Source organism: Pelagicoccus enzymogenes (assembly GCF_014803405.1).
Lineage (GTDB): Bacteria > Verrucomicrobiota > Verrucomicrobiia > Opitutales > Opitutaceae > Pelagicoccus > Pelagicoccus enzymogenes.
The window spans coordinates 163,981-178,851 of record NZ_JACYFG010000032.1; the positions used below are offsets into that span (position 1 = coordinate 163,981).

A 14,871-nucleotide genomic window follows, 5' to 3' on the forward strand; every position below is an offset into this window, starting at 1 on the left:
TAGATTGTAACTGGTTCCAGGTGTTGCCAGCCTCGGCGAACAAATCCTACAATTAGTGTTAAATGCGAAGGCGTTGCGAGTTTGATGGAATTTGGAAACGAGGTTTTTAGTCCTGTGTTCTTCTTCGGATCGGGCCCTCGTCTCCGACGAGGTACATGCGGCGGTAGGGGGTGCCGTCCGGTTTCTCTGCGACGATGATGCGAGCGTCGGGGTGGGCGTTGCGGATGAAGGCGCTGGCAGCGGAGCCGGGGCTATCCAGGTTGCTGAGCGAAGCCGGGCGATCTCCGTAGAGATTCTTGGATTCGGGTTCGAAGTAGTCTCCGAAGCGCAGGAGCTCTTTGCCGGGCGCGAAGCTGGCTCCGCCGTCTTGGCTTTCCCACCAGCGCACGATGGTGCGGTCGACCGAGGGATCGACGCCGCTCAGGAGAAAGCGTACTTGTTTGCCGGATACGAGGAAGTCTCCGCGGCCGATGGGGAGGCCGTTTTCGAAGTTTCCTGCCCAATTTTCACCGTCCCAGCGGAAGTAGCGGGCGTTTTTCGGGCCGCCGATTTGCCAGCCAATGTCTTCTCCGATGTAGGCGGCGATGTGAGGGATGCCTTCGGCGTCAACTTGGGTGGAACCGTTGAAGGTCCACTTTTCACCGGTATCGACGGCGAGGGTTTTGACATCGGCTTCTTCCTTGGTGAGCGGGATGTTGAGCGGTTCGTCGTGGATGTTTTGCCAGACCTTCGTAGCGGTGTTGAAGGTCATGTAGTAGAGGTTCTTTCGCTCGGTGGAGTGGCCCCCTCGGTTGTTGCGAGGCGCGTCTTGGTCCCAGCAGTAGTGGTAGTCGAAACCTACTACGATTTCATCTTTGAGGCCTTTGGTGGCGAATGCGTACCAGCTATCCGAGCCGATGTCGTCAGCGCGCCGCTTGTGCTTGAGGAAGGGGACGGGTGCTTCGAAGGTACGGCCGTGGTCAGTAGATTTTTGATACACCCAGTCGCTGCGGTGAGCGCCGTGACGGTAGAACAGGTAAAGGTCACCGTTGTCCATCTTGACGGCTTGGTTGTAGGTGCCGAAGGGGGAAATGTTGTTGAGGTCTTCCCACTCGGTGATGTTGAGTGGTTTTTTGGATACGGAATGGCGGTTTTCGCCGAGGGCGGAATTGCCGAAAGGGTTCTCGCCGTGTATCGCTTTATCTCCACCGTGGCCACCGTAGAAAATGTGGATGTAGCCGAGATCGTCGATGATCATGGTGGGCTTGCCGTGGCTGTCGATTTTTCCTTTAGGGTCTTTTCCAAGAGTGCTGGTGCCTGCTTTGAAGGGACCGAGCCATTCCTTTTTTTCGTGGTCGTACGCAGCGACGTAGGGGTCTTCGAGCAAGCCTTGGTAGAAAACATAGGTTATGCCGTCCTTGTGTTCGCCTGCCGGGTGTTGGACGATGGCGACGCCCTCGCCCCAGCCGTTGGTGGCGAAGAAGGGCGTGGTAGCGGTCTTGGGCGCTGGCTTCGAGCAAGCGCCCAGCAAGGCTCCGAAAGCGACGAGGAGGGAAACGACGATAGACTGTTTTGTTTTCATGGGGTTGCTTGCAGTGTTTTTCGTACCAGCGGACCGCAAAGGATTTTGTCTTGGGGATTTGGTGTTACCGGCATTCGTTGAAGGGGAAAGTTCTTGGCTTTGGGACACGAAGTGACGCCATCACCTCACGGGAGCCTTTGGGGCGTCGCAAACGTCGCTGCGGGAAAATTGAGTACTCGTCATGTTTTTGGGGTTGAGGGGGGTATAGGAGTCGAACCGAAGCGGCCTGAAATGGACAGGCTGAGATAATGAGGTATTAAGCAGAGAAGAGAATCACTCCCAAATTCATACTGTTCGATGAGCGAACCCTCTTTGAGCCTGGGTGTCGATGCGAGTTCTATTAATGCCCTTTGGGTGAGTCTTGGTGCCGTTTCACATCCTAGGCTTTTGAACGCTAAGCATATCAGTCAGAGCACCGCGCAACTACCACGTGATCGCGTAGTTGTTTGCGTCGAGGAGCCTCCGCATGCGATGCTAATGCTTCTCGCCGGAGCTCGACTCCTCGAAGGCGAGTTTGGCTTCCATGAACTCTGTTCGCGTACCGTCGAGGTCGTGTACGTTGAGGAGCCAGCGGTTGCTGCGGCCGACCATGGGTTTGTGTCGGTCGAGGTCCGGCAAACCGTTGCGGAGGAGCTGGCGGTGCACCCATTGAATGTCCTCCGTTAGGAGGCAGAGGTGGTGCATAGAGCCGAGTTGCTTTCTGGAGGGGACCATGCCGTCGATCAAAATGTATTCGATGTAGTCGCCATGCTCGCCGGGCATTTGCATGTTCACCCAAGCGTCCGGTCCGTCGTCGTTTCGGGATCCACGCCATGTTTCTTGGAAACCGAGCGCTTCTCGATAAAAGGCATTTGCGGCTGGCTCGGAGCGTACTGTAAGGCCGACGTGCTGTAGCCTGACGGAGAGCCTGTGAGAGCCCAAATGTTCCCCGCGAGTTTTCGCCTGCAAAGAGTCTGGGATGTACTCGAGGAAGAGCAAGCGGTGTCCGTCTGGATCGGTGAGCGCACTGGTTAAGGAACCATCGAGGCTGGGGTAGATCTCCGACGGTTTCAGCCCTATCTTCCTCAAAAGGTTTGTGGTGAGCTCAAGATCGCGCACTTGAAATGCGATTTCGATGAGGCGGTTGTCATCCGTTTCTTCCGGTACCTGAACGAGTTTGAGAAACTGCTCGTCGTTGATTTTTAGATACTCCGATCCTTCGCCCTCATTTGTGGAAAAGGCGGATTCGAAACCGTAGTAGCTTGCGTATTGATGGGCGGATTGCTCGAGATCCGAAACCTGGAAGGCCACGTGAGCAATGCCAACGATGGGAAGTTCTTGTTCAGCTTTCATTGGGGTCCAAAAGCAGATTGCCGCTAGCGTGGGGACAAGGGCTGCTTTCATTTGCGTGCCTCAGGCGATTGGCGTGAGCGCGCGACTATGGCGTGCCGGGCGAGAGCTTGATCTCGATGCTTTTCTTATCTACGGGCCAACTTTCGATGATAATTTGCTGTCTCATGGGGTCCCAGATGATCGCTGCCGCCGAGGCATTCGGGTGGCTCTTGTTCACCTCTAGGCGGTCTCCATGAAGGGGGTCTTGAGAAAGGACGAGGCTATCGCCGATGGAGAGTGTGAAGCCGTCTGGGTAGTGACGGTTGGCTCCAACGAATATGCGGGAGCTTCCGAGGCTGTTGTCGGTGGTGATTTTTGCGGTGAGCGTGCGCGTAGCGAAATCGAAGAAGAATGATTCGATGTCTCCCGCGATTGCTTGTGGATAGGGCCGGGCGATGATGTCGGTAATGTACTTCCGTTCGGTGTCGCCGATCAGTTCGTCGTCGGTGAAGATTGCCCAAGTCGACTCACCGTGAGGAAGGAAATTGCCGTAGGATTTAGATCCGAGAAACCAGGCTTTGATCGCTCCCATGCCGAGACGATCCATTTCTTGGGCTGTGTGAATATAGAATTTCATGTATTCGAGTTGTCCAATTTCTCCGAATACGGAGTCATCAGTGCCGTATCTGAAGGTAGGGTAGCCCCATTCGCCAATAAAGATGGGAGCTTTCAGCACGGAGCCCTCATTTTGGAAGCGCTCTAGCTCGGGGGTGATGAACTCCATGTTTTTCTGGTAGATGTGTGGGGCGAAAACGATGTTGTCGCGATCTACTGGATACTTGATCTCGGTGTATTGAATGCCGTCAGTCTTGTGGCCTTTGTTTTGAAAAATGCTTTGTAGGAGGCAGAGCTTCTCGGGGTTGAACTTATCGTGCTCGTCGATGATACGTTGGTAAAGCGGTATGAGGTGGTCCTTCACCAGCTCGTCATAGGAGATTTCCATCGTGAGCTTGCGTGGCTCGTTGATCAGGTCGTATCCGATGACGTAGGGCTCTTCCTGATACCGTTCCCAGATCAGTTTCCAGGCGTCGATGTAGGTGCTGTGCTCGTTGTTCTTGTTTGCCCAGAATCCTTCCCAGCTGAACTTCACGCCGTAGGTGGTCATTTTGAAGACTGTGGTTATGCCTGCCTGTTTGGCATGCTCGACGAGAGCGTCGAGTCTCTCCAGGTAGTTAGTGTCCACGGTTGCTCCCTCAAAGTGGCTGAGCTTGCCGAGCTCCAGCCTGATGACCTGTGAATTTGCTCCCAGCCGAACCATTCGCAAGTAATCATCGGCGGCGAAGTCGATGTCGGTGTTGCGGTAGCTCGTTACAATGACGAATCCTCTGGGGATGACGTGTCGGCCTTCCGGGTCCCGGAGGCCGTTGTCGGCTGGGCTTGACCAAGCGGCCGGGAGAGCGGTGAAGAGTAAGATTAGAAGTCCGGTTTTGAAGTTCATTTTATGTTCTCTAGGGTGCTGATGAGGCTTCTTGAAGGCAGGACGCAGAAGTAGCTGGATCCATGCTGAGTGAGTAAAGGAGAGTACGCAACTTGGGGGTCTGTTATCCTGTCGCTTTGGCCTAAAGGAAATTAGGGAACGCGAGGGTGGCGTCGAGGGAAGAGCAACCTGCTAATGCATGACTACAAAAGTTGATTGATTTGGGAATCAATTGCCGCGTGGGCGCGGCCCCAAAGCCGACGTTACGCTTTGTTGTCAGGCCATCTCCCCTGCTTATCGGTTCCTTTTGGCAAAAGCGCTCGGTCCTTTTAGGAGTGCTCCTTGGGTGTTCGTTGAAACGAGTTTGCTCTGTGATAATCCTGTAAAGATTATTCGGATACGGAGAGTCGGGCGAGTCTACGTTTTGACTCTTCCATGGGAATGGTGGCGAGAACCGTTTGAATTCCATCTGATTGTTGTTCGACGAATTGGCTAACGCCTGCGGTGGACCAGGATTCCGGGTGGAGCGTCTCGGACCAGAAAACCGTGAAGAGGAGATCACTCTCTACCGCGTCTAGGGCCCGGGAGTAGCGGAGTTCGATGGTTTCTCCGTTGATTGAGATGTCCTTTTCCGCGACGGTCGTGGCGAAGGGGTCCTGGCCGGTGGCAAATTCCAGGAGGTTGGATTCGCCGTCTCTGTTGGCGTCGAATGTGGATGCCGCGTTGCCGGTGCCTTCTTTGGTGCCGAAGTGCAGCATTCTCCACTCCTCGAGAGCGGTGGTGGGAGGCGTTACGGTTTCGGCAAGGGTGAGGCTCCGTACGGCAGAGTCGGGGAGCTCCGCATGGTTGAATGCGATACGATCAATCTTGAATGCTTTAGATCTGCCGTGAATGACGAGTGTATAGGTTTCGCCGGCTTTGAATTTGTAGATGGCGACCCGCTTGTTTTGGTGGCCGCCAGGATCCAGGCGTCCTTGAAAGTTGTTTTCGTATCCACCCTGCCATACGAAGCTGCCGTCGTTTTTGCCGCCGAAGAACTTGGTGTTGTTTTTCAGGAGCGAGAGTGGGGCGTCGTCCGTGTGGTTGTCGCCCGCATTGGGGCTGGCCTCGTAGTCGCCGTCTACCCGCACGTAACAATCGTTGGATACGTCGTCCCGATGTTCGCCGTCGATGATTTGGTTGGTTTCGGCGCAGCGCAGTTGCAGGTAGTAGAGGCCGGGGGTATGGATGCGGAATTGGTACTCAAGGGGTGAAATGGCGGGGCCGTGGGTGTAGATGTTGCCATCGAATCGAAGATAGCCTTCGCCCGTAAAGTTTGGATCGGAGCTTTCCTTTATCCATTGTCCTAGAGGAGACGCGGTGTTTTCGGCTTCCATTATGACGATGCCGTTCGACTCGTGGTAGAGCGTTTGACCGATGGATGGAGAGACAATTGCGAGGGCGAGTGGGGTGATGAAACGTTTCATTGATTCGGACCGATCTGGACGAATGCACGCTGGGGGTGCGTAAAAGCGCAGTGTTCAATTCGATTGTACGCAATCCAACGAATTTAATTAATCGTGCATTCAATACATATGGAATTGGATCGTCCGCCTCCAGGTCGATCCTGTCGAGAAGGGCCGAATGGTTTGAGCCGATTCTATCTCGTGTTGAAATTCGGATCGAAACTAGGATTTAGGGTTGTGGGGATATCGGCATTCGTCTCGCGCTGCCAAGACTGGAGTGTTCCGAGCATTCGTTCGACTCTTTCTGGATATTGAGCGGCCAGATTGTTTTGTTCTCCGATGTCTTCCCTCACATTATATAGCTCGAGGGCGTCCGACTCGAAGAATTGCATCAGCTTCCAGTCGCCGGTTCGTACAACGCTGCACGGCGTCGTGCGCCAGTACATCCGTTCCGTGCCAAAAACGGGTTTCACTTGAAGCCTGCTGTTTAGATAGAGTGGGTAATGCCAAAAGATCGAACGTTCTGGGATTGGGTCACCCTTCATCAAGGGAACGAGAGAAACGCCGTCTACTGGCTGGGAGCTTGGAAGTGCAGCTCCCGCTAGTTCTGCGAATGTTGGCATGTAGTCGACTCCGGTGACTGGAGTTTGGCAAACGCTTCCGGGTTCGATTTTTCCTGGCCAGCTCATGATAAGCGGCACACGAATTCCCCCTTCGTAGAAGCTTCCCTTGGAGCCTTTGAGAGGGTCGTTCCAAGTCGCTCCCGCGTGCCCTCCATTGTCGGAAGTAAAGACGATCAAGGTGTTTTCCGACAAGCCTGAGGCATCTAGGGCTTTTCGAATCCGACCGACGGAAGTGTCGACGGCCTCGATCATTGCTGCGTAAACGGGATCCCAATCCCTGCTCCACTCTTTGGCTCCCAGCTTGTTCTGGTATTTCTTTACAACAGCCGCCCGGGCATTGATGGGGACGTGCACATCCCAGTGGTTAATGTAGAGGAAGAAAGGGTCCTCATTGTCGTTCGCTGCACTGTCTTTAATATGCCCAATGGCTGCATCGGTGATCCACTCGGCCACGTCTTTGTCGCCGTAAAGCCGATTATCCATCTCGAGACCTGCCCCGCGACCGTCGAGATCATTTATATCAAATCCCTGGCCCGTGCTGCCGAGGTGCCACTTGCCGAGGTGAATCGCCTGATAACCGGCTGCTTTCAGGATCCTCGCCAATGACTCGGTTGAAGGATCCAGATGGGTTGTGGACTCGATGGTTCCGTCTCCTTTGGCATCCTTCTGGTTCGGCACCAGAAGCTTCATCAGTTCCGCGGGGCCTTTCGCCACCCGGCCGGGCTGGTACATCTTTGTTCGAGGCGTGTACATCCCGCTTATGATGCAGGAGCGGGAAGGCAGGCAATTAGCGGCTCCTGGATAGCCGTCGCTGAAGGTCATGCCGGAGGCGCTGAGCGAATCGATGTTTGGCGTTTCGTAGAACTCTGCTCCTTGGTAGCCCACGTCGGCCCACCCAAGGTCGTCTGCCATAATGAATACGATATTCGGTTTGTTGGAAGCTCTACTCAAGCATGGCCAAAGGGCCAGGCAAAGCACCACTGTCTTTATCATTCTCATATGCGGCATTTTTCGGAAATGGGGTTAATTGGAATGGCTGTTATTTTGCGCGGCAAATAGGGGACGTTGCCCAATAGGCAGGCATCCCATCGAGTTAGAGTTAGGTTCTCTCCTAGGGCTTTCACAGCTTCCAAAAGTTAGCATCGTTGAATCGCAGCGGGTACGTTCTCGGCCGCTTGTGGCGTTGCTGATTACTGCGACGAGCGTCTCACTTCGTTCGGTACATCGAGCCCCGGAGTCCGAAGGGGCAAATCGCCGTGATGCCCCGTCGCGGTCTTCCGCGATCGACGGAGTCGACCCCTTGGGGCGGGGTGGCGATTTGAGGGCAAAGATATTCACTTCATTCTCGTAACGCTCGTGATTGGTGAGCTACAAGTGGAATCCGCTTCTAACATCCGCAGCCGAAGCCACCGTTCCAGAACTACGAATTATATCGATGAAAGTTAGCATGCTTGATATCGCAAAGGAGCTAGGCATCAGCCGGGCTACTGTCTCGCTTGCCCTGAACAATTCGCCGAAAGTCGCGGAGGCTACGCGGCAAAGCGTTTTAGACGCTGCGCGTCGAATCGGCTATAAAGCGGACCCCTATGTATCCGCTTTGATGGCGGCCCGGCGTCATGGGCGAGAGCCTAGCGATGCTCCTGTTCTGGCGTTGGTGATTCCGTCTAGGGAGGAGAACAGCTGGAAAGAGCGATATAATCTCAAACGCTTTATCGAAGGATGCCAGGCCTATGCCCTTGAGCTCGGATTTAAGACTGAGCTCTTCTGGATTGGCGATCGAGCGATGACTGCAATGCGACTCAACCAGATCATTTGCAGCCGTGGAATACGCGGAGCAGTGTTGATCTCGCAAGGGCAATGGAGTCCAAAACTTGAATACAAGTGGAAAGACCTCGCTATTGTCTCGTTCGGTGGTCGCGAGCTAGCTCCCCGCTCAGACTGGTTATCTAGCGATTACTACGGAAACATGGAGGAGGTTCTGAGGATCCTGAAGAGCCAGGGCTTTAGTCGCATCGGTTTCACGATGGAGAAGTCATTTGTCTTTTCCCGCCACAATCGTTGGGCGGCCGCTTATCACATGGAGCAGGCGGAAAAGGAGTTGGAGCCTATCGACATTTGGCAGGATCCTTCGCCCACCTTTGAAGGGTTTCGAGAATGGTTTGTTCGCAATCAACCCGAGGCAATTCTTAGTATCGAGCCCTACACTGTATTAAAGTGGGTACGACAGCTAGGTCTTCAAGTTCCTGAGGATGTGAGCGTCGCCGCAATCACCAATGTCGAAGAGGGCGGACCTGTGAGCGGTATCGTGATAGATACTGAAACCTGCGGAAAACTTGCGATAGATATGCTGCTTGAACGCATTCATCGAAGCGAATCCCTGCCGTACGCCACTCCTCGTCACGTCACGGTCAGCGGTTATTGGAATCGTGGCGAAACTTTGAAGTACCGGTGATTTCTCGTTAGCTGGCCTTAGCGGTCGAAGAAAATTGTTGAAGTGTGGATTTGGACAGGACCGATAAGGCCTGCCGGTATGAGGGGAGCTCTTTTCTTGAAGAAGGGGTATGCGACAAAGGTCGAGCGCTCGCCGATCGGGGCGGGCTCGTTGGCGGTGTACCAATCTACCATCTTGTATCGATTGATGAAGGACAGCTGCGGGTCTTTGATCAACAGGGTTTGGTTGAGCTGGGGCTCTAGGTCGTAACCAGTGAGGTTTTGGAATTGTTCGTCGCCGATGAGGCGGTTGGCCCATTGGTTGACGACTTCGATGCGTAGTTTATTTTCACCTACGCGGGCGGATTCGGTGATATCTATGGCGAAGGGAGGCGTCCAAAGGGCTCCGACTTGCTGGTCGTTCAAGTGCACGCGGGCGGCGACTTCGACGGTCCCGAGGTCCAAGGTGAGGTGGCGGTTTTTGGCGAAGTGACTTTCGTCTAGATGTATGGTCTTTTCGTAGATGGCGGTGCCGGAGTAGTGCTTGACGCCTTCGATGGAGTGATCGGTCCAGTCAGTGAGGGCTTCGAAGCTTAGAGTTTGCGGGCCAGCTTTCAGCTCGGGGAAGGTGACGGTCCAGGGGCCGTCGATGGGGATGTTTTCGAGGGGTCTGGGGTCTGGAGTCGCGCGTTGCTTTTTACCATCGTTGCGGAAGATGACGAAAATGGCACCTTGTGCGGCGGTGGGAACGGCGAGTTTGGTTTTCCCTTCGGCGTGAGTGACGTTTTGCGGGATGGTGGTTTCGCCGGTGACAGGGTCCCAGAGCTCTGGTAGCTTGCCGTCGACATTGAAGGTGCAGTCGAAGGTTTGGCTTTGGGCTTCGGGGTTATAGAAGAAGTAAATGTCTTCGGTTTCCGTCTTGCGGTGAGCGTAGTTGATCGATTCGCCGTTTTCAATCTTCAGGTCGATGGGGAGCTTGTAGTCGGCATAGATCTTTTCCCAGGAGCTTTCGGTGCTGGTCGTCGGGCGGCTCCAAATTTGGGATACAAGGGTTTCGAATGTTTGGATGTCTTCATCCGCAAGCGCATAGTTGCCCAGGCGTCTGGGCGGAGCGCCGAGGATGAGAGCTCCCTGTTCAGAAAGTTCGTTGAGACGTTTCAGGGTTGTGAGTGTGATTTCCCTGTTGTTCCGCAGGACGAGGGCGTGGTAGCGGGTGCCCTCGGGGAGGACGAGTTTTCCGTCTTTCACGGATATCCGGTTTATCAATACGTCGGCATTGACGCCATCGTAGTTGATGTGGTTGGGGAGATCGTCCAGGCCGGATCGGTTGGGGATGCCGTTAGGGGCTCCGTCGCCAACAAAGACGAGTAGATCGGAAACGGGCACGCCTTGGCGGAGGAGGTGTTGTCCGCGGGCGATGTATTGGAACCAGCTTTTGCCGGCGGTTTCCCACCAGGTTTGGTTGCGGTTGATTTGGGCGCCGAAGCCGTTCATGGTCATGCCGGGCTTGACCTTGGTGTTGGCTTGGTGGGCAAAGGTGTGGAAGACGAACTTGTTGACGCCGAGGGCCCAGGCACGGTCGCCGACCGATTTCCATTTTCCGGGGTGGGCTTCGAAGTTGGTTTGCGGCCCGGAGGTGAAGGCTTCAGCGGAGATGATGTTGTGGCCGTAGATGTGTCCGGCGGAGATGGCGCTATCGAGCAAGGTTCGGCTGGAGGCGTGGAATTCGCCCATGGGAATGTCGGCCTTGCGGGCGGCGTCGAGTTGATTGAAGGGGCCGTTGCCGTAGGGTTCAAGGATGCTTTTGAGCCCCTCCCGCTCGCAAAGAGCGTCGAAGGTGTCGAAGTAGTTTTCGCACATGAGATCGTTGTTGAAACGACGAATGTCCCAGAGGACACGGTCGGTGGCGTTGGCGCTTTCGACGTAGCGGCCGGCGTAGAGCGGCAGAAAGTTTGTGATATCGTAGCCGTGGCGTCTTTCGAACTCGTCCTCATAGCCTTTGGTCCAATTTTGCCCGCCGACTTCGTAGCTATCGATTTCGACGTACTGCAGGGCTCCGGGCGCGACTTCCTTGACGGCGTTGATGACGTTGCGCACGTAGCCTTCCCAGAAAACTTCGAAGGATTCGCGACTGAACTTGTCGACTTCCCAGCCGGTGCCAGCGATGGATGCCGGATCGTTGATGGCGGCGGTGGTGGTGTATCCAAAACGCATGACGGTCCATCTGCCCTTGGGCAGTTTCGTTTTGAGGCGGCCCTTGGCGTCTATTTGCGAAGTGAGATCGACAATGCTATCCTTGGCGATGATCATGCTAGGATCAACCGGATCGAGTACGGGGAATCCCGGGCTGTTGTGGCGCATGATGTTGAGGCGGCCATTGAGCTCCGTGAATTTTTGGGTGGCGCTGAGTTCGATCTCGGCAAGGTCCATCGCCTTCTCGGTGACGAAGCGAAAGTAGCGAGCAGTGAGCGGCGGGAAGCTGTGATCCATGCTGTACTCGTACTTGCCGTGGCGGAGGAGTTTGAGCTCGTGGGCGGTGGTGAACGATTTCCCATCGTTGGAGGTTTGCAGGAAGTACTTCCTGCGGGGACGTTGCTTCTCTGTATTCAGATAAAAGCTACGAGCGGTGAAGGGTTTTCCGAAGTCCCATTGGATCCAGGCGGTGCCCTCGTCGGAGACGGAGAGCTCGGTGCGTTCGTCGAGTTTGCCGTTGGTCGCGATGTGAGGGTGGAAGCCGGGGGCGGAACTGGTGACGACTGGGTGGAATTGGGTTTGTTCGATTTCGCTATCGAGGGAGGGGTAGGCGATGACGGCGATGTCGCGATAGAAGTCGCCCCGCATGGTGGGGCTGGGGAGGCGAAGGTCGATGGTGCCGCCGTCGATAAAGAGCTCGCGGTACACGACGCGCTTCATGGAGTGCTCGACGGGAACCCAGGGGCCGCCGCTGGAGGTCCAGCCGTCGCAGTTGTGGATGCCGAAGCTGAGGCCGAGGCGTTGGCATTCGGCGGCGGTGAAGGCGGTCAGCTCGATGTGCTCGGGCGAATTGAAGGTGACCGGGCCGTTGGGAACCCCGATGGTAACGTTAAAGAGGATGATGCCGCCGATGCCCGCGTCGGCCATGGCCTCGAGGTCTTCGGTGATGCCCTCACGGCTAATGTTGCCCGCCATGAAGTGATACCAAGTGTGTGGCTTGGCGGAGTGCGGCGGGGATTGAAAGGACTTGAGAAGAGGCTCCGCGTATAGAGCGGGGATAAAGGTGGAGATTAGGAGTAGGATGAGCAGGCTTCGCATTTTTAACCGCGGATATTTGATTGAGAAAGTTCGCTGGATCCGTCCGTCGCCCTTCGGGCTTCCTTCTCCGCCAAGGCTTCGGCAGGACTGGGATGGAGGACACATGGCGATCCTGGATGGGAAGCCTCTGATGCGGCTTGGGCGGGATTGGGTTGGGCGGGACGGGCAGTAAAGCCCGCCCCTACGGGGTTATTTGGCGATGATTTTGTAGGTGCCGGGGGGGACTTGGAAGTGGTGGTATTTTTGATCTTCGCCTTGGTGGGTGATCTTGGTTTTGGATTTTTTGGCTTTGCCATCTTTCCAAATGACTTGGCCGTTGGCGGTGATGGTGGTGGGAGTGACGTTTGCTTTCGGGATGCCGATGAGGGCGGTGGTGCCTTCCGGGGAGATGAGGTCGAGAGTGTAGGTTTTGTTGACGGCCTCGATCTCGACGGTGATGTCGCCTTGTACGCTAGGGACGATCTGCTTGAGGTGGGTTAGATGGGCAAGGTTGGGGCGGACGCTATAGGTCTTCCAAGCGACTTCTTCGGGGACGATGCCGGCGATGTAGTGGGAGAGCACATAGTTGGGGGCGTTCCAAGCGTGGTTGTAGGTGCCGCGGGGGCGGGTGTCGTTGGCGTAGCGTTCGTAGAGGGTGGTGAGATCGGGGTCGCGCACTTGGTCTTCGTGGCGGGTTCTCATGCGTTCGAGGCCGGCTTCGTAGTTGCCGGTGAGCATGATGGCTTCGAGCACGATCCACTCCATGTGGGGGCTGGCATTGTATTCACTGAGCAATACGTTTTCGAGCAGGGCGTCGTATTGGTCGGGGCTAGCGAGGCCGGTAAGGACGGTGAGGGCGCTGACGCGTTCTTCCTTAGTTTTGCCCTCGGAGCCGTAGTATCCGTCACGCCAGTACACCTTGGCGTAGTTTTCTTGGATGCTTTTGATGCGTTCTTGGTAGAAGGGGATGTTGTCTTCGATGCCGAGTTCGCGGGCAATTTTGACGGCGGAGTTGAGGGCCATGTAGTACCAAGCGATGTGAGTGGGCTGGTGGTCGGGGTTGAGGCCCCAGTCGACCCAGCGGGCGTAGCCACGGCGCTCTTCGGGGAGGCCGTTTTCCTCCATCTTCCAGAGCTTGAGGTAGCGGTCGATGAAGGGGTAGGCGTAGGCGAGGGTTTCGCGGTCGCCGGTGTGGAAGTAGTAGCGCCAGATGCCTTGCTCGATGTATTGCAGGCTTTGGGCACAGAGTTCGCTGCTTTTGCCGCGGTAGTCGCCGAATCCGGGGGCGAGGCCTTGGATAATGTCGCCGGATTGGTAGGCGAAGGTGTTTTCGATGCCTTTTTTGAGGAGGAGGCGGGAGGGCTCGTTGAGGGTGTAGAAGACGGGGCCGGTTTGGTCTGCGACGTCGCCGATCCAAAGCCCACGTTCGCGGTCGGGACAGTCCATGAAGCTGTCGCGGGCGCAGATTTGCAGGGTGTTGGCAGCCATCCACCAGAGGCGGGTGAAGAAGGGGTCGTTGGACTCGAAGGTGCCGGTGATCTCGTCATAGGCGGTCCAGCGGTATTTGAGTTCTTGGACTTCGACGCCGGGTGGGATCTGGTATTCGACGAAGTGTCCGTTCATCCATGAGTAAGTCTCGAAAGATTGGATACCGTCGCGGGTGGTGTATTGGGCGTCGATGAGGTTGAAGGGGTTCTCCATGCCGATTTCGATGGTTTTGCCGGCGGGGCTGTCGACGGTCATGAAGGGCGTGATCTGCTGGTTGTGGGGAAGGCGGCCGCTGAGGGTGACGGTTTCCTCGGTGTCGTTGGTGTAGGGGAGCGTTATGAATTCGTCGCCGATTTTGAGGGAGAGGTAATCGACGTGTCCGTAGTCGGTCCACTGGGGGATGGGACGTTTGACGAGGTCGCCGTAGGGGTCGGAGTAGGCGGGGCCCTTTGGGGTGGCGGCTTGCCAGGCGGAGTCGTTGTAGCCGGGGAGGTACCAGGCGGAGTCGGTCCAGTCGCCGAGAGCGAGGCGGGCGTCGTACTTGACGTCCATGGCGTTGGGGCGGTTGTTGGAGCGGTGAAGGCCCTCGCTGGCGGGGTCGTAGGAGGGGTGGACGGTGAGCTTCCAGCTTTCGTCGGAGCGGAGCTTGGTTTTGCCGAGGTCGGCGGAAAAGAGCAGTCCGCCTTGGCCGCTGGATTCGTGGGTTTTGGCGGTTTTGCCCCAGTACCAGACAAGGATGGCGACGGTGTTTTCGCCGGGCTGGAGGTGGTTGCGGAGATTCACTTCGTCGAAGTAGCCGTCGCCGGGGGCGGGGCCGCGGGCGAGTCCGCCTTCGAAGAGGGCCAACTCGCCGTTTACCCAGAGCCAGTACTTGGTGTCGGTGGCGATGTGGGCGATCACTTGCTCGGGAACGGCATCGAGATCGAAGGTTTTGCGGAAGGCGACCCAAGTGTTGGAAGGGCCGTCTTCGGCTTGCCAGATCCATTGGGCGTCAGTCCAGTCGGCGTTTGCCCGAGCAGCTTGAGTACTGGCGAAAAGAAGAGCGATGACGGCAAAAACTATTTTCGCAGCAAATTGGGAAGCAAGGGGGGAACGGGGATTTCTTTCCATGGCAGTTTTGGGAACGCGTGAAGACTTTCTGCTTGTTGGAGGTTACGCATTCGCTGCTCTTTACGCTACTACGCGATCGCGTGGTAAATGGAGCGTGATTCAGATCAAATGATGCGGTAGCGTTTTGTAGTGAGGGCAGCTCTAATCCTCAGTTTA

Annotated in this window: 8 protein-coding genes; 1 reads left to right on the forward strand and 7 read right to left on the reverse strand. The window is 55.9% G+C overall.

The genetic code is table 11. The features are described 5' to 3' along the window. Positions 1–106 precede the first annotated feature (106 nt). From IEN85_RS11310 to IEN85_RS11330, 5 genes are all read right to left on the reverse strand, one after another. On the reverse strand, positions 107–1,561 hold the full coding sequence (locus tag IEN85_RS11310; protein WP_191617197.1) for a BNR-4 repeat-containing protein: 1,455 nt from the start codon (positions 1,559–1,561) through the stop codon (positions 107–109). A 474-nt stretch (positions 1,562–2,035) separates the two neighbouring features. After that, the gene (locus IEN85_RS11315) at positions 2,036–2,893 is read right to left on the reverse strand and encodes a VOC family protein (RefSeq protein WP_191617198.1); all 858 of its coding nucleotides are present in this window, start codon (positions 2,891–2,893) and stop codon (positions 2,036–2,038) included. Between the two features lie 85 nt (positions 2,894–2,978). After that, the gene (locus IEN85_RS11320) at positions 2,979–4,370 is read right to left on the reverse strand and encodes a cellulase family glycosylhydrolase (RefSeq protein WP_191617199.1); all 1,392 of its coding nucleotides are present in this window, start codon (positions 4,368–4,370) and stop codon (positions 2,979–2,981) included. Positions 4,371–4,738: 368 nt separating this feature from the next. Continuing rightward, positions 4,739–5,815 (reverse strand): hypothetical protein, encoded by a 1,077-nt coding sequence (locus IEN85_RS11325; RefSeq protein ID WP_191617200.1) that lies wholly within the window; start codon positions 5,813–5,815, stop codon positions 4,739–4,741. Positions 5,816–5,988: 173 nt separating this feature from the next. Further along, complete coding sequence (locus IEN85_RS11330; protein ID WP_318186610.1) at positions 5,989–7,425, reverse strand: sulfatase; 1,437 nt, start codon at positions 7,423–7,425, stop codon at positions 5,989–5,991. 355 nt (positions 7,426–7,780) lie between these two features. On the opposite strand from IEN85_RS11330, the gene IEN85_RS11335 reads away from it, so the two are divergent. Continuing rightward, positions 7,781–8,869, forward strand: a complete 1,089-nt coding sequence (locus IEN85_RS11335) for a LacI family DNA-binding transcriptional regulator (protein WP_191617202.1) — start codon at positions 7,781–7,783, stop codon at positions 8,867–8,869. Between the two features lie 17 nt (positions 8,870–8,886). Here the strand turns inward: IEN85_RS11335 and IEN85_RS11340 are convergent, their stop codons facing one another. Together IEN85_RS11340 and IEN85_RS11345 are read right to left on the reverse strand one after the other, a co-directional pair. Then, positions 8,887–12,138 carry a glycosyl hydrolase gene (locus IEN85_RS11340; protein ID WP_191617203.1) on the reverse strand — a complete coding sequence of 1,084 codons (3,252 nt, stop codon included), beginning with the start codon at positions 12,136–12,138 and terminating at the stop codon, positions 8,887–8,889. Positions 12,139–12,327: 189 nt separating this feature from the next. Continuing rightward, positions 12,328–14,715 (reverse strand): alpha-L-rhamnosidase-related protein, encoded by a 2,388-nt coding sequence (locus IEN85_RS11345; RefSeq protein ID WP_191617204.1) that lies wholly within the window; start codon positions 14,713–14,715, stop codon positions 12,328–12,330. Positions 14,716–14,871 lie beyond the last annotated feature (156 nt).